Here is a 19,856-nt window from a genome sequence, read left to right on the forward strand (position 1 = left end):
AGAAACGGGCCGATGAGCAGCATTCATGAATATATAAATCAACTCCGAATCATCGACGGGCATGAACATCTGGCGACCCCGCAAATTCGAAAGAGAGAGAACCATGACTTTTTCTCGCTAATGCATTACTTGGATTCCGATTTGGTGACATCGGGCATGAAGCGCGGTGCTCTTGACCGTAGAAACGGCTCTGAAGAAGAACGCGCGGCGATCTTCCTGAAGTATTGGGAGCGTACAAGCAACACGACGTATGCGCGCATGTTCCGCACAGCTATGCAGGACTTATATGGCTTCAATGATTGGTCGGTAGCTGGCGTTCTTGATGTCAACGAGAAAGTTAAGGCGGCAACGCATAATCCGGACTGGTATAACCACGTGCTGTACGAGAAATCGGGAATCGACCTTGCCTTCACGCTTATCCAAACGACGAAGCTGGAATATGACCTCTTCAGACCTATTATGTTTATGGACTTTACCTTTAAATTACGAAATCGGAAGGATATCCACGATGTCGAACGCGCGGCTGGCGTGAACGTTCATACGTTCGCCGGCTACTTGGAAGCGGTGGATGCCTTATTGCATAGATTCAAATCGGAAGGCATGGTAGCAACGAAGCTGGGCCACGCCTATTGGCGCTCATTGGGATGCACGAAGCCGACGTATCAGGAAGCGGAATCGGTGTTCAACAAGCTGCTTACTCGTACGCTCGAGGACGGATATTCCCAAGCGCAAACGGAAGACCTGCAGGATTACCTGATCCATTACGTGATTCAGCGTTCCATCGCTTATGATCTGCCGATTCAAATTCATACCGGACATCATGAAACGAGCGTATCAAGCAATGGTAATCTAATTCCAAATTCCAATGCGACGCTGCTGCTTCCGCTGCTCGCTGAGTACCAGGATGCGAAATTCGTGCTGCTGCACTGCAGCTTTCCCTACCATGAAACGTACTTAAGCATCGCGAAAAATTACCCGAACGTCTATGCAGACTTTACATGGATGTACATTATTTCGCCGACGGCAGCCAAGCAGATTCTGCATCAAATGATCGAAATGGTGCCGCAGTCGAAAATTCAAGGGTTCGGCGGCGATTACAATTATATTGAAGGCACGTATGCGCACTTGAAGCTTGCGCGCGGCATCATCGCGGACACGCTCTCCGAGAAGATCGCGGAAGGCGCGATGAAGGAATCGGATGCGATGCGGTTCGCGGACAAGATTTTCCGGGACAACCTTATCGATATCTACCAGCTGGACCTTAAAAAATTGTAATGATTCGAGGTGTTTATAAATGGGATGGACAACGGAGCAAAGCGGCGGTGGATTTACGCTTCGAATTTATGAACCAGGCAAGGAAGGCGGTACGTCTTATATGCAATTCAGCCGCCTTCTTGGCATATGGAATGCCGAAGGTACGGAGATTGGAGAGCTTCCGATTAAGGAAGCTGTCCGGATGGAAGACGGAACGCTTCGCCTGAGCGGAGCGTCCGAGCTGTTCGAGGCGGATGCGGTATTCACGCCAGCTGCTGACGCCGAAGGCGTGTACGACGTAACACTCAAGGCGGTATATAAAGGGACTGCGCCGGGATCATACGGACTGACATTCGGGTGCGAGCTTATCGGTCCTGGGCGGCCAGACTGGATGATCCCCGGTGCATTTTACAAGGAGAACCGGTTTGAGAAGAACCTGCGCAAGTATCCGCGTTACGATTACAGAGGCGGCAACCATGATGAAATGGTATCCGATTACTGGTCGTTCCGGTCGGACCGCGCGGCGCTGCCGGTTGTGTTCGCATGGAACGACGAAGCATGCGGAGCGTTGTGCACGGATGAAATGTCGGAGATCGGCTTAACGGGTCTCGGTTTCAGAGGAAATGAAGCGGGCACGTCCATTTGGCTGCAATTCCCGTACCGCGAGGAGCCTGTTACATTCGTAGGCGATGCAATCCCGAAACCGGCGGATATAGTAACAGCCAAGTTTGAAATCGGACAGCAAGTGACGCTGAAGCTGAATGTGTACGCGGCAAGCGCCGACCCGCATGCCTACGATCCATTCGTCCGTCGCATGTACAAAGTGCATGAGGCAGAACACCAGCCCAATCCTTGGATGGGGCTTGAGAAAGCGGCTGAGCTAACGGCCCATGGTCTATACACTTGGCACTATGACAAGAACGAAGGCATCCTGAACGAGACGGCTGCATTCGACCGTGAATTTAATAATAACGTCAAAGGGATGGGTGACCGTCCCCATATGCATGTCGGCTGGGTAAGCGGCGCTCCTTATGCTTACGCGCTGCTGGCGTACGGCAGAAAGAATGACAATGCGGACTATAGCGAAGCCGGCGCTGCGGTGCTGGACAAGATTGCGGGCGGTCTCTCGCCGAGCGGGATCTTCTGGGCATCATGGGTAGCCGGCAAAGGCTGGACGGCCGGATGGAATCCGAAGTCCGACTGGCTGCAAGCACGAACCATCGCGGAAGCGACGTTGTTCATGACGCGGGCGGTCGCATTCGAACGTGAACGCGGCATTTCGCATCCGGACTGGGAAGCTGCTGTTCGATCCAACCTGGACTATGCAGCAAGCCATCAACGTGAGGACGGTAACTTCGGTTCGTATTACAACTGTCAGAGCGGATTCGTCGAGGAATGGGACGGCGCAGGCGGCATGCTATGGATTGCCGCATTGCTTGAAGGAGCTGCGGTGTTCGGTGAAGAAAGATATTCAGGTGCAGCGGTAAAAGCTGGAAGCTACTATGAAACGTTCATTCTGAATGAATACATTTACGGCGCTCCGGAAGACGTACATTTGACGCCAACTTCCGAGGATGCTTATAACGCGGTTGCATCTTATGTTCATCTCTATGAATTCGACCGCGATCCGAAATGGCTGAAGCTCGCTTCAAGCGCGGCGGATTGGATGATGACCTTCCGCTGGACATACAACTTGGAATTCCCGCGTCATACGCTGCTTGCGCAGTATGATTTCCGTTCGCGCGGCGCCGATCAGGCGTCGACTTCGAATCAACATCTGCATAACTACGGCTTGTTCTGCGTGCCGGAAATGCTGCGGTTGTGGACGTATACGCAGGATCCATATTATCTAGACCGTACGAGAGATCATATCGCCTGCTTCCTGCAGTTTATTGCTAGAGAAGACGGGGACTTCAACGCTTATAAAGGAATGGTGACCGAACGGTTCTACAATACGAACTGCTTCCAGCCGAAGGGCATGATGCTGACGTTGTCGCATTCCTGGTGTATCGGACTTATTTTATTCGCCGCTCAAGAGGCGCAGGCCTATGCGAGCGACTTGCGGCTGTAAGTTGCGGTTATAAGTTAGACCGTATATAGCCCTGACATGATCCTAATTGGAGGCTCCCGTTATGAAACTTGCTGGCATTGATATTGGCACGACATCGATCGGCATCGTTATCGTTTCATCCGAATCGGGCAAGACAGAGCTTGTCGCAATAAAAGCCAATGATGCGCAGCTTCCAAGCGAACGCAGCTGGGAAAGGGCGCAGAATCCGGAGCGAATCGTCGAGATTGTGAGAGAGCTAATCTCAGGGTGCGGGCCGGCGTGGAGCGACGTATCTGCGATCGGTGTTTCTTGCCAAATGCATGGCATGCTATATGTGGACCGAAGCGGTCGCAGTGTGAGTCCGCTGTTCACGTGGCAGGACGGGCGCGGGGATTTAATGAAGCCGGATTCGGCTGATACTTATGCGGATCATTTAAGTAAGCTAACTAGGCATCCGATGAGCAGCGGCTTCGGGTTGACGACGCACTACTACAACGTCTTGAACGATGAAGTACCCGCGGATGCAGCTGCGCTGTGCTCGATTGGCGACTATGTTGCCATGCAGCTTACGGGAACGGCGATTCCGCTCATCGACGCATCCAATGCGGCAAGCTTCGGCTTGTTCTCGAACAAGCTGGCTGATTTCGATGCAGATGCGGTTGCCCGCTCGGGAATGAATGCGGCAATCCTTCCGCCTGTGTGCGCCGGTACCGGTATTGCCGGTATAACACCGGACGGCAAGCAGGTAGCATGCGCCATTGGCGACAATCAGGCGAGCTTTATCGGCTCGGTGCCGGACCTCATCGGGACGATGCTCCTTAATATTGGGACGGGCTCACAGATGTCTGCTTATACGGAGGAGCTCGAGGAGATCCCGGGGTTAGAGACACGGCCGTTTCCGGGAGGAGGCTTCCTGCTTGTAGGCGCGCCGCTCAGCGGCGGCAAGTCGTACGCGCTGCTGGAGCAATTTTTCAAGTCCGTGTGCCTCGCGTTCGGCGGGGGGACTGAAGCTAAGGATCAGCATCTGTATGAACGGATGAATGCGCTGGCTGAAGAAGTGCTTAATTCCCCGCTGAATGCTGGACTCGGTCAGCTCCGGGTCGGGACGCAGTTTTACGGCACACGCCAAGATCCGTTCGAGCGCGGGCATATTGCCGGGCTCAGCGCGGATAATTTCACACCCGGCTATCTAGCTGCGGGCGTACTTACAGGCATCGTGGACGAGCTGATGGGCTTCGTCCATCTGCTGCCAGAGAACCTGCGCGCCTCCTTGAACAAGGCGGCAGGGGCAGGCAATGGCATTCGCAGAAACGCCGTCATGCAGCGGCTGCTGCGTGAGCGGTTGAAGTTGCCGCTGCATCTTGCGGAGGCGAAGGAGGAAGCGTGTTTCGGCGCTGCTATCTATGCGGCAGCGGCAGCCGGAGCGTTCCCCGATATACACGCGGCGATGGCCGCAATGAAGAGAGGATGATGGAGCATGGAAGAAAGCCGGAATACGGATTGGTCCAAGTATAAGCTAGCGATCATCCATACGACGCCTTTGACGGTCGAGTCGCTGAAGAATCTCGCGCTTTCGCTGATGCCCGGCCTTGAAATCGTCAACCTCGTCGACGATTCCATCCTGCCGCAGCTGGCGAAGAATGGCGCTCGCGTCGAAGAAGTGCGTGGTCGCTGGAGCGAGTACGCGAAGATTGCGGAGGGACTCGGCGCTGATTGCATATTGAACGCCTGTTCCTCAATCGGCGAATTATGCGCGCAGGTGCAGCCGGACATTGCCGTTCCGATCGTTCGGATCGACGAAGCGGTCGCGGAATATGCCGTAAGCACGGCATCCACGATCGGCGTCGCGGCAACGCTCGCGACAACGCTAGAGCCGACGCAGCGCCAGCTGCGCGAGAAGGCGGAGCAGGCGGGCAGGGAAGTTGAGCTCGTTCCGGTTGTGGCATCAACCGCGTATCAGCTGCTGCTGGCAGGCGATAAAGACGGCCACGACAACGAGCTGGCGGAGACGCTTCGCAAGCTGGCGGCATCAACCGATGTTGTTGTATTGGCACAGGCATCCATGGCGCGTGTCGTGGAGCGTTTCTCGCCGGATGAGCGGAAGCTGTTCCTGACAAGCCCGGAGCTTGGAATGAATCGTGTGAGAGAAAAGATTACGAACGTGAACGTTTAGCCGTTCCCCACTTCTAACGGTTGTCACAGCGCCTAAATTGCTCCAAATGTCCAATTTATTTTTCTAACGGTTGTCAGCGAGCCAATTTGGCTATTTTAAGCCAATAATCGGCCAATTCGAAGTAAATAGCCGCTGGCACAACGGTTCCAATTTCAAAAGCTGCTTTTTTTCAAGAAATAGCCGCTCAGGCAACCGTTAGAGCTGGGTTTTCAAATAAAAATAGAGATTACGGATAGCTGAGAGGAGAAGATTTACATGTTGCAGAAACAAAAATTCCAAAATGTGATTACGCTTAAGAAAGCGCTCGAGGTGGCAGAGGCTGGCCGTTTCGCTATCGGTTCGTTCTCGCCGCGTTACACGCCGATGATCGCAGCTGTGCTTCAAGCCGGCGTGCAGGCGAAATCGCCGCTGATCGTGCAAATTTCGCATAAAGAGCTGATCCGCTACGGCATTACGCCAGCGGAATTCGGCGATGAGTTCTATCACCAAATCGGCGCGCTGAACATTACCGTTCCGGTTGTTCTTCACCTTGACCATACGAAGGAGCTTCCTACAATTGCTGAAGCGATCGATGCGGGCTTCACATCCGTCATGATCGATGCATCGGAGAAGCCTTTTGACGATAACGTGAAAGATAGCAAAGAAGTTGTTGAATATGCGCATGCGAAGGGCGTATCCGTAGAGGCGGAGCTTGGCATGATCGGAACAACGGACTTTGTTGAGACAGACAAAGATGAAGAGCTTTACACAGATCCGCAGGAAGCGGCGGAATTCGTTCGCTTGACTGGCGTCGATGCACTCGCGGTCTCCTGCGGAACGGCACATGGCGTCTATAATGTAAAACAACCGAAGATCGATTACGCGCGTCTGTCCGCAATTCGCGCGCTGACTCCCGTTCATCTCGTTCTGCACGGCGGTTCGGGCGTACCGTCCGAGATGATGCAGCAAGCGTTCCGCCTGCCTGAAGGCGGCGTAAGCAAAGTGAACATCGCGACAGACCTTGAACTGGCGCTGCTGGCTGCTCTTGGCCGCGAAGAACGGATGAGCAACGCGGAATGCCAGGCGCTCTCGCCAGAGCGACTTGCGCTCGGACGCGCAGCCGTCACTCGCACTGTAATCGATAAAATGGAAAGCTTCGTATGCAGCGCAGGCGAAGCGTCGCGTTTCGTACTGTAGGCACTTCATGACTCAGCTTCATCCGAGTCACTGGCTAGAATGGTCAGTCGATTATATGGAATAACTGGAAATATCCAGTTATTCGTAACGAGTTAGGAAACAACCAACCTCAACAACAACGATATTAGGAGCTGAACATACATCTATGAAAGATAAGAAGCTGTATATGATCGGTAATGCCCATCTGGACCCGGTGTGGCTGTGGCAATGGCAGGAAGGATTCCAAGAAGCGAAAGCGACATTCCGTTCCGCACTCGACCGGATGAAGGAATCCGAAGATTTCATCTTCACATCCAGCTCGGCAGCGATGTACGAATGGGTCGAGAATAACGATCCTGGCATGTTCAAGGAAATTCAGGCGCGCGTGGCTGAAGGCCGCTGGAACATCGTCGGCGGCTGGTGGATTCAGCCGGACTGCAACATTCCGAGCGGCGAATCGTTCGTTCGCCAAGGTCTGTATGGCCAGCACTATTTCAAAGAAAAATTCGGCGTAACGGCAAAAGTCGGCTACAACGTAGACAGCTTCGGACATAACGGCATGCTGCCGCAAATCCTCAAGAAGAGCGGCATGGATTACTATGTCATGATGCGCCCGATGCCGAACGAGAAGGGCCTGCCAGGCCGGACGTTCTGGTGGCAGTCCGATGACGGCTCCAAAGTGCTGACATTCCGCATTATGTTCGAATATTTGTCCTGGGGCAAAGACCTGGAGAACCACGTGCGCCGCACCCTCGGCGAGTTCAAGGAACCGCTGAACGAGCTGATGATGTTCTACGGCGTCGGCAACCACGGCGGCGGACCAACGAAGGAGAACATCTCGAGTATCCGCAGAATGAACAGCGAGACGGATCTGCCGCAGCTGGAGTTCTCCACGCCTGACCGTTATTTCGACGATATGGTCAAATCCGGCATCCAGTTCCCGGTCGTCCATGACGATCTTCAGCACCATGCAAGCGGCTGCTATGCGGCGCATTCCGGCATCAAGCAATGGAACCGCCAAGCGGAGAACCGTCTGATCGCGGCGGAGAAATTCTCTGCGCTCGCAGCGTGGATTACGGGTCAGCCGTATCCGGCGGAGCTCGGCCGTGCATGGAAGAACGTACTGTTCAACCAGTTCCATGACATTCTCGCAGGGACAAGCCTGGAATCGGCTTATGAAGACGCGCGCTACCTGTTCGGCGAAGCGATGGCAATCGCAGATCGTTCGCTCAACTACGCGGTTCAATCGCTGTCGTGGAACATCGGCATCGAACAGGATGAATCCATGCATCCGATCGTCGTGTTCAACCCGCATGCTTGGCAGAGCAAAGTCAATGTGGAGCTGGAAATCGGCGGCATGAAAGACACGAGCGTGCTGCTCGACGAAGCCGGCAATCCAGTGCCGTTCCAGACGGTGAAGTCGCACGCATCGGCACGCGGCCGTTACCGCCTCAGCTTCATGGCGGATTTGCCGCCGCTCGGCTATCGGATGTACAAGCTTGTTAAGGAGTCCGCTTCGATCAAGCCGGTCGGCGAGCCGATCATGGCGAGCGATCTCGTGATGGAGAACAGCCTCATCCGCCTTGAATTTGATAAAACAACAGGCTTCATTAAGAGCCTGAAAGATAAGAAGCTGAACTTTGAAGTGCTGAAGAACGGCGCGCGTCCAGTGGTAATCGAGGACAAATCCGATACATGGAGTCACGATGTGCTTCATTTCAACGGACCATCGGAAACGTTCGCAGCGACGAAGGTTCACCGCATCGAGCATGGCCCGGTTAAATCGGTCATTCGCGTTGTAAGTGAATACGGCAGCTCGAAGCTGGTACAGGATTTTGCGATGTATCCAGATAGCAAGCAAATCGACGTACATGTGACTGTGGACTGGCGCGAGAAGTTCAAGATGCTGAAGCTCTTCTTCCCGGTTAACGTCATCTTCAGCAAGCAAACGTACGAAATTCCTTACGGCTCGATCGAGCGCGAGCATAATGGCGAGGAAGAACCGGGCCAGAACTGGGTGGACTACTCGGGTATGGTGCAAGAAACAAACGAGATGTACGGTCTCAGCGTCATGAACGATGCGAAGTACAGCTACAGCATGCATACGAAGGAAATCGCGCTGACCGTGCTGCGCAGCCCGATCTATGCGCACCACGTGCCATATGAGCCGGATCCGCAAGGCGAGTACTCGTTCATCGACCAAGGCATTCAGCAGTTCAATTATTCGCTGCTGCCGCATGAAGGAACTTGGGAACAAGCAGGCACAGTGCGCCGTGCATCGGAGCTGAACTGCAAGCCGGTGGCGGTTATCGAGACATTCCATGAAGGCAAGCTGCCGCAATCCGATTCGTATGTTTCCGTCGACAAGGACAACATCATCGTGAGCGCAGTCAAGAAAGCCGAAGATAACGACGATCTGATCGTCCGCGTCTACGAAACGAATAAATGCGCGACATCGGCTGAGATTCGTCTGCCGAAGTGGAACCGCGTTATCCGCGCGGACTTCAAGCCGTCGGATATCAAGACGTTCCGCGTGCCGGCGAATGCCGACCTTCCTGTAACAGAGACAAGCATGCTCGAATGGGAGCTGGAGTAGATGACGAAGCTGGAGGAGACGGTTTCCGAGCTCCGCGCGGCTGGCAAGTATATGATGGACAACGGCCTTGCGTGGGGAAATGCAGGCAATATCAGTGCGCGGCTGAAGGAAGAAGGCCGCTTCCTGATCACGGCGACCGGAACTTTCTTGGGAGAGCTTGGCGAAGATGACTTCGCCGAGTGCTCCCTTGTTTCCGGAGGACAAGCGGCGGTGGCGGGCGCTAATGGCAAGAAGCCTTCGAAGGAAGTGCCGATGCATGCGGCGGTATACGCATCGCGGCCGGAGATTGGCGCGGTGCTTCATGCATCGCCATTTTACAGTACGATGTTTGCATGCGCGTCCGAGGAAATTCCTTCGGGGCTGTTCGTTGAAACGATGTATTACTTGGAACGCATTGAACGAGTGGGCTATTATCATCCCGGAACGCCGGACTTAGGCGAGGCGGTGCGAGAGAAGGCGAAGCTCGCGAATGTGCTTCTTCTAGAGAATCACGGCGTACTGGTCTATGACGTGAATATCAAAGAAGCGCGCATGTCGATGCAAACGTTAGAAATGGCTTGCCGAATGATCGTTCAAGCGAGAAGTGCAGGCATTACGCTGAACAAATTGAATACATCTACTGAGCGTGATTTCCTGGAGCGCTCCGGTTACCGGCCGAGAAGGAAGTGGGAGCTATGAACGGTATCGTTGCGGATGATATTACGGGCGCGAACGACATCGGCATTATGTATGCCAAAGCCGGCTTGCGGACGGATGTCTATACGCTGGATGCGTGGAATCCCGAAGCAGTCGCGGCTGATCGTCCCGATGTGCTTATTATCGATACGAACTCCCGGCTAGACCAGCCTGAAGAGGCGTACCGCAAAGTAAAACTAGCCACTGAGACGCTTCGCGAGGCGGGCTGCGTGAAGTTCATCAACAAAACCTGCTCTGTCTTCCGAGGCAACATCGGTTCGGAGTTTGATGCGATGCTGGATGAGCTGGGTGCTTCCTTCGCTGTCGTCGTGCTTGGCTTTCCGAAGAACGGCCGTACGACGCTCGGCGGCGTACATTATGTACGCGGTCAGCTGCTGGAGGAGTCGGAGTTCCGGCGCGATCCTGTTCATCCGATGACGGAATCGAACTTGGTTTCTATTCTGCAAAAGCAGACGGAGCGCAGTGTCGGCTTGCTGCCGATCGAGATCGTCGAACGTGGAGCAGCTGCAGTGCGTGCGGAGATCGAACGGCAGCGTTCGATCTGCTCCTACTTGATCGTCGATGTTCGCGATCAGGATTCGCTTCGGATCATTGCTGAAGCGGTGCAGGATGAGCCGATTTTGTGCGGCAGCTCTGCACTGTCGGAGGAGTCGGCGGTACTGCTTGCTTCGAAATCCGAGGCCGGCGTGGTCGCAAGTAACGCTGAGACTCATGGCGACGGTGGCCGATCCGGTGTGCTTTGCGCCGCGGGCAGCTTGATGCCGCAGACAGCGGCACAGATTGCTTTTGCTAAAGAAAGCGGTATTGAAGCGTTCGAACTGGATTCGCTGCTGCTGCTCGAAGCCGAGGAGAAGGAATCGCATGTTGCCTCGCTTATTGAGCAGGCGTGCTCGGTGCTCACCGCGGGACGCGACTGCCTCGTGCATGCCTCCAACGAACCGGAGAAAGTTGCGGAAACGAAGCGGAGAGCAGCAGCTCTAGGCAGCGGCAATACCGATGTATCGCGCCTCGTATCCGAGGCGCTGTCCTCGGTCATTGCAAGAATCGTGGAAGGGACCGGTCAGCGCAAGCTGCTCATTGCCGGCGGCGAGACATCGGCAGCTGTTTGCGAAGCACTCGGCGTAGGCGGTCTTCGGCTGCTGCGAGAGATTGAACCTGGCTTGCCGTCCTGTCTAGCAATTGGCGGGACACCGTATTTGCTGGTGCTTAAGTCCGGCAGCTTCGGCAGCGAGCCGTTCTTCGTCAAAGCGATTGAACATCTCAAGGAACTTTAGAAACTTTAGATGTAAGGGGAGAGTGATAGCATGAGCGCAGTATTTAGCGGTCTTTTTCATAAATATCCGGATCTGGAGCCGTGCAGAGAGCAGATTCAGGCTGCATTTGATGCAATGAAGGCTTCTTTCGATAAAGGTGGCAAAATGCTGCTCGCAGGTAACGGCGGCAGTGCTGCGGACTGCGAGCATGTCGTTGGCGAGCTCATGAAGGGCTTCATGTCGAAGCGTAAGCTTCCGGCAGCGGAGCGCGAGAAAATGCTCATTCATGGCGATGAGGAAGGGGGCTATATCGCCGACCATCTGCAAGGTGCGCTGCCGGCGATTTCCCTCGTCAGCCATACCGCGCTGGCGACGGCGTTTATTAACGATGTTGCAGCGGATATGGTTTTTGCGCAGCAGGTCTATGGCTACGGAAGACAAGAGGATATGCTGGTTGTATTCAGCACGTCCGGCAATTCCGCGAATGTCGTGCGCGCGGTTCAAGTCGCGAAGTCGCTCGGACTGACGACGATCGCGTTCACTGGCAAGGGCGGCGGCCGCCTGAAGGAGCTGTGCGACATTACGGTTCGCGTGCCGTATGACAGCACGCCGGACATTCAGGAGAGGCATCTTCCGATCTATCATGTGCTGTGCATGATGCTCGAGGAGGCTTTTTTTGCATGAGCATGCTCCTTGGAGGGTTTGATATCGGCGGCACGAAGTGCGCTGCCGTTCTCGGAAATGCCACCGAAGGTCAAATCAATATCATCGGGAAGCGCAGCTTCCCGACTCCGGCGACGCCGGAGGAGACCATTCGCCAATTCATCGCAGCGATGGACGAGCTTGTGGCTCAGGCTGGACAAGAAGGCGCAGGCCCGCTGCAAGCGATCGGCATCAGCTGCGGCGGACCGCTCGACAGCCGCAAAGGACTCGTGCTTTCGCCGCCGAACTTGCCCGGCTGGGATGGCATTGATGTTGTATCGCCGCTTCGCGAGCGCTTCAGCGTTCCTGTGGCGCTGCAAAATGACGCCAATGCTTGCGCGCTGGCCGAATGGCGCTGGGGTGCTGGACGCGGCGTCTCGAACATGGTGTTTCTAACGTTTGGAACGGGCATGGGCGCTGGACTTATTTTGGATGGCAGATTGTATGCAGGCATTTCCGATATGGCGGGTGAAGTTGGCCACATGCGGCTTGAGCATGAAGGCCCGGTCGGCTATGGCAAAGCAGGCTCGTTCGAAGGGTTCTGCAGCGGCGGCGGGATTGCAAGGCTTGGGCGTGCAATGGCGGAGAAGCATCAGCAAGAGGGCGGCACAACTGCGATTTGCAGCGATGCATCCGAGCTAGATGCGATTTCGGCTAAAAGCGTGTTCGATGCGGCAAATGCAGGCGATGCGCTGGCGCTTGAAGTGGTTCAGATCGTCGGCCGCAAATTGGGAAGAGGGCTGTCGCTGCTCGTCGATGTGCTGAATCCCGAGCGCATTGTCATCGGCAGTATCTATGCCAGACAGGAGCAGCTGCTTCGCCCGATCGTCATGGAGGAGCTTCGCCAAGAGGCGCTTTCGCTGTCACTCACAGCTTGTGAAATCGTGCCGTCTGGGCTCGGCGAGTCTGTCGGCGATGCGGCTAGCTTGTCGGTTGCGCTGCATGCGCTGGAATAGGATCAAAGGTCGATCAAAGGTCAGGAATTGATTATATATACAAGATTAGGCAATAGGAGCTGGGGAGCAATGATGAAGTTCGATGAGCAAGCGGTCTTCGGCCCGCTGCAGGTAGCAGTAAAGCTGGATGGGCAAAAGGAGCCGGAGGCGCTTGCGCCGACTGGCGTGGAGCAAGAAACGGATGGGCAGCGTTCGGCAGTCGTTTATCGTTTCGCGAATGAAGCGGAGACGGTTCGGGCAGCAGTGCGCGTAACGACGGATGAGAACGGAGTCGTGCTTGCGGCTGTCGAGGCGGAAACGGTGAACGATAATGGGTTCAGCAAGCAGCGTACTTTTGCAGCGGAGCATGGCGTGATCGTGATGGTGCGTCCGCAGGAAACGATTGAAGGGCTGATGGCGAACTACCAGCACAAGGATTGGTGGACACGTCCCTATTTCAATACGAATACGGCTCAGCTTCCAGAACGGACACAGTCGATCGTTTGGAAAACAGAAAGCGGCTTCTACAACCTGCTTCCGGTCGTCGGTGCCGTATATCGGACTGACGCTGCGGGTACGGAAGGCGGCTTCGCGCTTCGTCTATCGTCTTATGAGAGCGGACATACGCGCTTCCAGACGCTCGCTTTCGTGCTGTCGGCTGGACAAGATCCATACAAGCTCGTGAAGCTGAATGTTGATGCGGCGCTGAAAGAGCTTGATTATCCGACACTTGCGCGCAGCAGCAAGAAGTATCCGGAGATGCTCGACACGCTCGGCTGGTGCAGCTGGGATGCGTTCTACCATAAGGTCGACGAGGCTGGCCTGCTAACGAAGGCTGAGGAGCTGCAGTCGCTCGGCTTGCCAGTTGGCTGGGTCATGATCGATGACGGCTGGTCGGAAACAAAGGACGGCAAGCTAGTCCAATTCGACGCAGAGCCTAATAAGTTCCCAGGCGGTCTGAAGCGGGCCGTATCCGCGCTCAAGGAGCAATACGGCATTAAGCATGTCGGCGTATGGCATACGATTGCCGGCTATTGGGGCGGCATTCATGAGGAGAGCGAGATTGCGAAGCAGAACCGTGGGTCGCTGTATCAAGTGCCGCGCGGCAACTTGATCCCTTATCCGGAAGCGGGCCGCGGCTTCGGCTTCTGGAATGCATGGCATGGCTACTTGCGCCGTCAAGGCGTTGATTTTGTCAAAGTGGACAGCCAAGCAGCGGTGCTGAACTACTTGAAGGAACGCAAGTCGATCGGCGAAGCGGCTGCTGCGGCTCATGAAGCGCTGGAAGCATCCGTTGCGTTGCATTTCAACAAGACCATTATCAACTGCATGGGGATGGCGGGCGAAAATGTATGGCATCGTCCGGTATCGTCGGTTTCCCGTAACAGTGACGACTTCGTCCCTCAAGAGAAACGCGGCTTCCCGGAGCATGCACTGCAGAACGGCTATAACTCCTACTACCATGGCGTGTTCTATTGGGGCGACTGGGATATGTACTGGACGAGCAACCACGATGATAAGCAGAACGCTGTGCTGCGTTCGATCAGCGGCGGTCCGATCTATATCAGTGACGCTCCAGGCAATACGAATGCAGACAATGTGTGGCCGCTCATTTATTCGGACGGCACGATCATTCGCTGCGATGATACAGCAAACCCGACACCGGATTGCCTGCTTGTCGATCCAGCTGAGCAGCAAGTACCAATGAAGCTGTGGAATACGGCTGGCGGCGCAGGTATCGTTGCTGCGTTCCATATTCATACGGGAAGCGGAGCTGTTTCCGGTTCGATTGGTCCGTCTGATGTTCCGGGGCTTGCAGGCGAAGAGTTCGCGGTATACGAGCACTTCACGGGCGCATGCTCGTTCATGGGTGCGGAGCAGCGCGAAGCCTTCGTTCTTGAAGAAGGCGGCTATGATCTCTATGTAATCGTGCCTGTAACTGGCGGCGTTGCGCCGATCGGTCTGGCGGATAAATATATCTCGCCTGCATCGATTGTGAGCAGTGTTTCTGCTGGCGGGTCGACGGTCGTGACGTTGCGTGAAGGCGGACGTTTTGCCTTTGCCGCGAAACAGCAGCCTGTCCGTGCAACTGTTGATGGTGTAGAGGCAGAAGTCAAACGCGTGAATGACAACGTTTATGAAATCGACGGCGGAATGGCGAGACGTGCGGTCCGAATCGAAATCGTAACGGCTTAAGAATGGATTCAAATAGCTCAAGTTGGCAGCCGACTTTATAGGGGAGGAGCGGTACGGATGAAGAAGCTGACTATTGACCGCGCGGCAGTATCGGTGCTTGGTGAGGCCGATGCTGTCGTCATCGGCGGCTCGCTCGCAGGCATCGCATGCGCGCTTGAGCTTGCTAACGCGGGCAGACGTGTGTGGCTCGTTGAGCCGCGCACGTATCTGGGCGGAAGCGTGACTGCTTCGCTGCGGCCTTGGATTACGGTGCCCGTGAAAGGGAAGCTTCCCGCGATTATAGGGAAGGTGCTCGACGGGCAGCAGGTAGAAGGTCAACAGGCAGAAGGAGAGAGCAGTGCTGCTCTTTATCCCGACCGGCTAAAACGGACGCTTGAGGATGTACTACAGGAAGGAGGCGTACAGCTGCTGTACGCCTCTCTTCCTGTTGGCATCGAGAAGCGGGACGGAAGAACGGTCGGGGTCGTAATTGCGAACAAATCAGGCCGGCAGCTGATCAAGAGTCCGCTGCTGATGGATACGACTGAAACGGCGCTCGCAGCTTTGCTGAGCGGTGAGGATGTCGCCAGTTATGCGCCTGGCGAAGAAGCGTTGTATTATCGGACGCTGGAGTTTGTCGGCGTTGACGGTGATCTATTTGCGGGGCAGGCTATGCTTCCGGTTCCAGCAGACATTGGACTGGAAGGCGGCAGCGTTCGGCTGCGCCAAGGCTATCGCGGCGCGGGGCACTGGCTTCTTGAGTTCGCGCTGAAGCTGACAAGCGCGAATACGCTTGAAGTTAACCGAGAGCGCGAGGTAGAGGCACGCAAGGCGGGAATGCGACTGGCTGTTCATTTGATGCAGCAGGAGTTTGCTTTCCGCAAGGCTGTGCTAAGTACATCATCGCATGAGCTGTACGGACCGTTTCCGCTTGATGGCGGCAGCGCGTTCTCAGGGGATTGGCTTGATGCTGCCAAGACGGGAACGAATGGCGTATGGTCACTGTATCGCGCCGTTTATAAACACGGCTGCGCGGAGCTGCTTGACCCGATCGGCGCGGCTGCAGCTGGTGAGCAGTTAGGACGTATGCTGGTAGGTGAGCTGGCTGAGGCAGAAGAGGCAAAAGATGCAGCTTCTGCGGGCGATGGCAGAAGTGCCGTAGATCGCGGGCAGCAAGAAGGTCAGCTGGAGTTAGGACAACGTCCCGAAGGTGCTGTGACTGTGCGCATCCCAACGCTTGCCGGAGAGATGACCGGCTTCCCTGCTGTTGAAGCTGCCGCTGCAGATGTGCCGATATTCGGCGCCGTTGACGTACTCGTCGCTGGAGGCGGCTCGAGCGGCGCTTGCGCTTCCTTCACGGCAGCCGGCGAAGGCGTCCGCACCGCACTGATTGATCTCAATCCCGGTTTAGGCGGGACGGGGACATTCGGCGGCGTGGACAGCTACTGGTTCGGCCGCAAGGCGGGCTTTGCCGCGCGTATCCAGGACGCCGTTCTGGCGCAGCAGAGCGAGCTTCGCTATAAAGGCCACAAGTGGAACATCGAGGCGAAGATGCATGCGCTTCTCGAAGAAGCATCCCGCAGCGGCGTGCAGCTGTTCTTGAACGCAATCACGTTCGGCGTGCTGATGCAGGGCAAACAGGTGAAAGGTGCAGTCGTCGCCACGCGATGGGGACCGGTCGCCCTGACTGCAGGAGCCGTTATCGATGCAACGGGAGACGGTGACCTTGCAGCTTTTGCAGGTGCGGATTATGTATACGGGTCGGAAAGAGACCACACCGTTATGTGGTACTCGCTGGCCCAATATACGGCGCCGGACAAAATCCAGAACAATTTTACGAGCATGGTAGATATTTCGAACGTGCTTGATTATACGAGGGCGATTCTCGCTGGGCGCCGGCGTGGATCGGAATGTCACGATCATGGTACTTATATCGCCACCCGCGAAAGCCGGCATGTCAAAGGCGACGTCGTCATGAAGCTGTCCGATCAGCTGCTGCACCGCAAGTGGCCGGACACGATCAATGTGCATTTCAGCAATCACGATGTGAAAGGCGTCAGCGGGGCGGATTGGGTCAACATCGGCCTCATTCCGCCGAATCTTGAAATCGAGATTCCATACCGCATGCTGCTGCCTGAGGGGCTGGACGGAATTCTCGTTGCGGGTAAGGCTGTATCCGCTACCCATGATGCGCTGCCAGCCATTCGGATGCAGGCGGATCTTGAAAATCTCGGCGCCGCTGCAGCGCTGGCTGCAGTGCAGGCGGTTCGTACCGGTTCGGTGCTGCGGTCGATCGATATTGCGTCGCTGCAGCAGAGGCTTGCCGATGAAGGGCTGATCCCGATCGGAACCGCCGAGCGGAAGCTGAAGCCGCGAGCGTACAGCGATGCCGATCTTGAACGGCTCGTTGCATCGATTGAAGCAGAGCAGCCGCTATACGAGTATTCGAACATGCGGATGAATGAAATCTACGCGGCTCCGATTCCGTTTGTCGAGATCTGCTCCGTTGGACCACGCATCGTTCCGTTTCTGGTTCGCGCGCTTGAACAGGCAGAAGGGCTGCGGCGCATCCACTTGGCGCAAGCGCTGGCGATGATCGGCTCGGACGAAGCAGTACCGGTGCTTGTCGATCTGATTATGGAGCATCTTTCTGGCGAGAAGCTGCCGGTGAGAACAGCTGACATTATGTACGTTCAGCTGCCGCCGGATCATGGCGCAATGCCGGACGCGGCTTTCTTACTGTACTCGCTTGCCCAGACCAAGGACAAGCGGAGCATCGCTGTGTGGAACCGTATCACGGAGCTGCTGCATCCGGAAGAGGATGATTTTAAAGATACGTGGCAGGGGCTTTACTATTACATCGATGCGGTCTGCCAAGGCGCGGAGCGTCTAGGTGATCCGGCGGCAGTGCCGGTCATGGAGGCGATTCGCCGGATTCCGCTGCTGCGCGATCAACAGTGTCTGCACAGCTACCAGCCGGATTATTTCCGGGAACGGCGTGCGATGCTCGAATTGGCGGCAGCCCGTGCGCTTGCTGCATGCGGCAGTCCGGAAGGCTACGAGGTGTTGATCGGTTATTTGTCCGATGTGCGCTCGCTGCTTGCCCGGCAGGCGTTGCTGCTGCTTCGCCGCTTGAGCGGAATGACTTATGGCTTGGACCCGGCACAGTGGACAGCATGGCTTGCCGACTCGCGAACGCTGCCGCAGCCGCGTTCCATCGATCTCCGGCTTGATGTGGAGACGGACAGCGAAACGATTTTGCGTGAAATCCTATAAACGGGGAAGGGAAGATATGCTGCTCGCCATCGATATTGGCACGACGAATTTGAAAGCTGGCCTGTTCCGGGCGGACGGCACTCCCGTCGCTCAAGCGGAGCGGCCGAATACGAAGACAACTGGTCCTGCCGGGATTGTCGTGTATGATCCTGAGGAGCTGTGGGCTGCAGCTGCAGGGATGATCCGCGAAGTGACCGCAGCTGGCGCCGGGGATGCTGAGTCCGCAGCTGTGCGGGCCATCGGCATTACGAGCATGGCAGAGAGCGGGCTGCTGTTGGATCTGCAGAGCGGGAAGCCGCGCACGCCGATTATTCCGTGGTTCGAAGCATGCTCGATTCCGCAGGCAGAACGGATTCTGCGGGAGATTGATGCGAAGGAGCAATTCAATCGGACCGGCTTGCATCCCTCGTTCAAGCATGGATTGCCGAAGCTGCTCTGGCTGAAGGAGCATGCGCCGGAAGCGTTCGACGGAGGCGAGCTCAAGTGGCTGTCGGTATCGGCGTATATCGCTTATCGACTGACTGGCAGCGCGGCTGAAGATGAGACGCTCGCGGCCCGGACGTTCGCCTATCGAATCGACCGCCGAGAGTGGGCTGTTCCTCTTATTCGCCATTTTGGCCTTGAGCCAGAGCTGTTCCCCCGCGTTGTGCCCCCAGGCGGCGCTATTGGCACGGTATTGCCAGAGGCAGCGGCGGGGTTAGGGCTCAGCAGAGACAGCGTTGTCTGTCTGGCCGGACATGATCATGTCGCAGCTTCGCTTGCCTGCTCCTCCGGTGGGGACGATGTATATAATTCGATGGGCACCGCAGAGACGCTGGTCGGCGCCTTCCCGGAACGGGATCTGCGGCAGGCAGACTACGAGTCTGGACTATCGTTCGGGCGGCACGCTCTTCCAGGCAGAATGTTCTGGATGGGAGGCCACTCGTCGTCGGGCGGTTCCGTCGAATGGCTGCGCAATATGATCGGCGATGATTGCTTAAGCTACGCCGATATGCTGCAGTTGCTGGAACAGGCAGCGGCAGGACCTACGGGGATCGTCTACTTCCCGTATCTCACCGGCAGCGGCGCGCCGTTCTCGAACCCGCTGGCCAAAGCCGCATTCATCGGCTTGACGGCGAAGCATGGCAAAGGCGAGCTGCTCAAAGCGGTGCTCGAGGGGAATGCCTGTCAGCTGGAGCTCATGCGCGAGCGGGCGGAATCGATCACCGGATGCGTGATCGAGCGGATGAATGTCGTTGGCGGAGGCGCGAAGAACAACATATGGCTGCAAATCAAGGCTGATGTGTCTGGCGTGGAATTGACTGTACCGGAAACAGGTGAAGCAACGCTGCTAGGCGCAGCCCTGTCCGCAGCCGTAGGCTCCGGCATCTATGGTTCGTATGAAGAAGCGATACAATGTGTCGGCCGGTGTGCTAGGAGAAAATATGTACCTGATCCGGTTCGACATGCGGCGTACAAGCGATTTTATAAGGAGAGCTTCATGGCGCTCCTGGGTCCGATATCGGAATATTACGAGGGCATTTCACACCACCGATAAAAGTAAAAAAAGGATGATCCAACTTGGGATCATCCTCTTTGTTATTACGAGAGC

At 55.9% G+C, this 19,856-nt stretch carries 13 protein-coding genes; all 13 read left to right on the plus strand.

The features are described from left to right. The first annotated feature begins 12 nt into the window (after window positions 1-12). The 13 genes from A8990_RS03495 to A8990_RS03555 all read left to right on the plus strand — a co-directional run bounded on the left by A8990_RS03495 (window position 13) and on the right by A8990_RS03555 (window position 19,802). The gene (locus A8990_RS03495) at window positions 13-1,275 is read left to right on the plus strand and encodes an amidohydrolase family protein (protein WP_116187644.1); all 1,263 of its coding nucleotides are present in this window, start codon (window positions 13-15) and stop codon (window positions 1,273-1,275) included. A 19-nt stretch (window positions 1,276-1,294) separates the two neighbouring features. Beyond that, window positions 1,295-3,325 carry a YyaL domain-containing protein gene (locus A8990_RS03500; protein WP_116187645.1) on the plus strand — a complete coding sequence of 677 codons (2,031 nt, stop codon included), beginning with the start codon at window positions 1,295-1,297 and terminating at the stop codon, window positions 3,323-3,325. 61 nt (window positions 3,326-3,386) lie between these two features. Continuing rightward, window positions 3,387-4,775, plus strand: a complete 1,389-nt coding sequence (locus A8990_RS03505; RefSeq protein WP_116187646.1) for a sedoheptulokinase — start codon at window positions 3,387-3,389, stop codon at window positions 4,773-4,775. A 6-nt stretch (window positions 4,776-4,781) separates the two neighbouring features. After that, entirely contained in the window at window positions 4,782-5,477 is a 696-nt protein-coding gene (locus A8990_RS03510) for an aspartate/glutamate racemase family protein (protein WP_116187647.1), read from the plus strand. Window positions 5,478-5,732: 255 nt separating this feature from the next. Next, window positions 5,733-6,653, plus strand: a complete 921-nt coding sequence (locus A8990_RS03515; RefSeq protein ID WP_116187648.1) for a class II fructose-bisphosphate aldolase — start codon at window positions 5,733-5,735, stop codon at window positions 6,651-6,653. A gap of 145 nt (window positions 6,654-6,798) precedes the next feature. Then, the gene (locus tag A8990_RS03520; protein ID WP_116187649.1) at window positions 6,799-9,228 is read left to right on the plus strand and encodes an alpha-mannosidase; all 2,430 of its coding nucleotides are present in this window, start codon (window positions 6,799-6,801) and stop codon (window positions 9,226-9,228) included. Continuing rightward, window positions 9,229-9,906, plus strand: coding sequence for a class II aldolase/adducin family protein (locus A8990_RS03525; RefSeq protein ID WP_116187650.1), 678 nt, complete (start codon window positions 9,229-9,231; stop codon window positions 9,904-9,906). Next, window positions 9,903-11,198, plus strand: coding sequence for a four-carbon acid sugar kinase family protein (locus A8990_RS03530; protein WP_116187651.1), 1,296 nt, complete (start codon window positions 9,903-9,905; stop codon window positions 11,196-11,198). Before A8990_RS03525 ends, A8990_RS03530 begins: the two co-directional genes overlap by 4 nt. Before the next feature lie 30 nt (window positions 11,199-11,228). Beyond that, entirely contained in the window at window positions 11,229-11,861 is a 633-nt protein-coding gene (locus tag A8990_RS03535) for a D-sedoheptulose-7-phosphate isomerase (protein ID WP_116187652.1), read from the plus strand. After that, entirely contained in the window at window positions 11,858-12,835 is a 978-nt protein-coding gene (locus tag A8990_RS03540) for an ROK family protein (RefSeq protein ID WP_245995827.1), read from the plus strand. The genes A8990_RS03535 and A8990_RS03540 overlap by 4 nt, the downstream gene beginning before the upstream one ends. A gap of 69 nt (window positions 12,836-12,904) precedes the next feature. Further along, entirely contained in the window at window positions 12,905-15,010 is a 2,106-nt protein-coding gene (locus A8990_RS03545) for a Sip1-related alpha-galactosidase (RefSeq protein ID WP_116187653.1), read from the plus strand. A 57-nt stretch (window positions 15,011-15,067) separates the two neighbouring features. Further along, on the plus strand, window positions 15,068-18,265 hold the full coding sequence (locus A8990_RS03550; RefSeq protein WP_116187654.1) for an FAD-dependent oxidoreductase: 3,198 nt from the start codon (window positions 15,068-15,070) through the stop codon (window positions 18,263-18,265). A gap of 16 nt (window positions 18,266-18,281) precedes the next feature. Next, window positions 18,282-19,802 (plus strand): FGGY-family carbohydrate kinase, encoded by a 1,521-nt coding sequence (locus A8990_RS03555; protein ID WP_116187655.1) that lies wholly within the window; start codon window positions 18,282-18,284, stop codon window positions 19,800-19,802. Window positions 19,803-19,856: the final 54 nt, after the last annotated feature.

The organism is Paenibacillus taihuensis, assembly GCF_003386535.1.
GTDB lineage: Bacteria > Bacillota > Bacilli > Paenibacillales > Paenibacillaceae > Paenibacillus_Z > Paenibacillus_Z taihuensis.

What these genes read in the sequence shown, in the direction of transcription:
- A8990_RS03495 (WP_116187644.1), top strand. Translation starts at nt 13, where the DNA reads ATGAGCAGCATTCATGAATATATAAATCAACTCCGAATCATCGACGGG.
- A8990_RS03500 (WP_116187645.1), top strand. Translation starts at nt 1,295, where the DNA reads ATGGGATGGACAACGGAGCAAAGCGGCGGTGGATTTACGCTTCGAATT.
- A8990_RS03505 (WP_116187646.1), top strand. Translation starts at nt 3,387, where the DNA reads ATGAAACTTGCTGGCATTGATATTGGCACGACATCGATCGGCATCGTT.
- A8990_RS03510 (WP_116187647.1), top strand. Translation starts at nt 4,782, where the DNA reads ATGGAAGAAAGCCGGAATACGGATTGGTCCAAGTATAAGCTAGCGATC.
- A8990_RS03515 (WP_116187648.1), top strand. Translation starts at nt 5,733, where the DNA reads ATGTTGCAGAAACAAAAATTCCAAAATGTGATTACGCTTAAGAAAGCG.
- A8990_RS03520 (WP_116187649.1), top strand. Translation starts at nt 6,799, where the DNA reads ATGAAAGATAAGAAGCTGTATATGATCGGTAATGCCCATCTGGACCCG.
- A8990_RS03525 (WP_116187650.1), top strand. Translation starts at nt 9,229, where the DNA reads ATGACGAAGCTGGAGGAGACGGTTTCCGAGCTCCGCGCGGCTGGCAAG.
- A8990_RS03530 (WP_116187651.1), top strand. Translation starts at nt 9,903, where the DNA reads ATGAACGGTATCGTTGCGGATGATATTACGGGCGCGAACGACATCGGC.
- A8990_RS03535 (WP_116187652.1), top strand. Translation starts at nt 11,229, where the DNA reads ATGAGCGCAGTATTTAGCGGTCTTTTTCATAAATATCCGGATCTGGAG.
- A8990_RS03540 (WP_245995827.1), top strand. Translation starts at nt 11,858, where the DNA reads ATGAGCATGCTCCTTGGAGGGTTTGATATCGGCGGCACGAAGTGCGCT.
- A8990_RS03545 (WP_116187653.1), top strand. Translation starts at nt 12,905, where the DNA reads ATGATGAAGTTCGATGAGCAAGCGGTCTTCGGCCCGCTGCAGGTAGCA.
- A8990_RS03550 (WP_116187654.1), top strand. Translation starts at nt 15,068, where the DNA reads ATGAAGAAGCTGACTATTGACCGCGCGGCAGTATCGGTGCTTGGTGAG.
- A8990_RS03555 (WP_116187655.1), top strand. Translation starts at nt 18,282, where the DNA reads ATGCTGCTCGCCATCGATATTGGCACGACGAATTTGAAAGCTGGCCTG.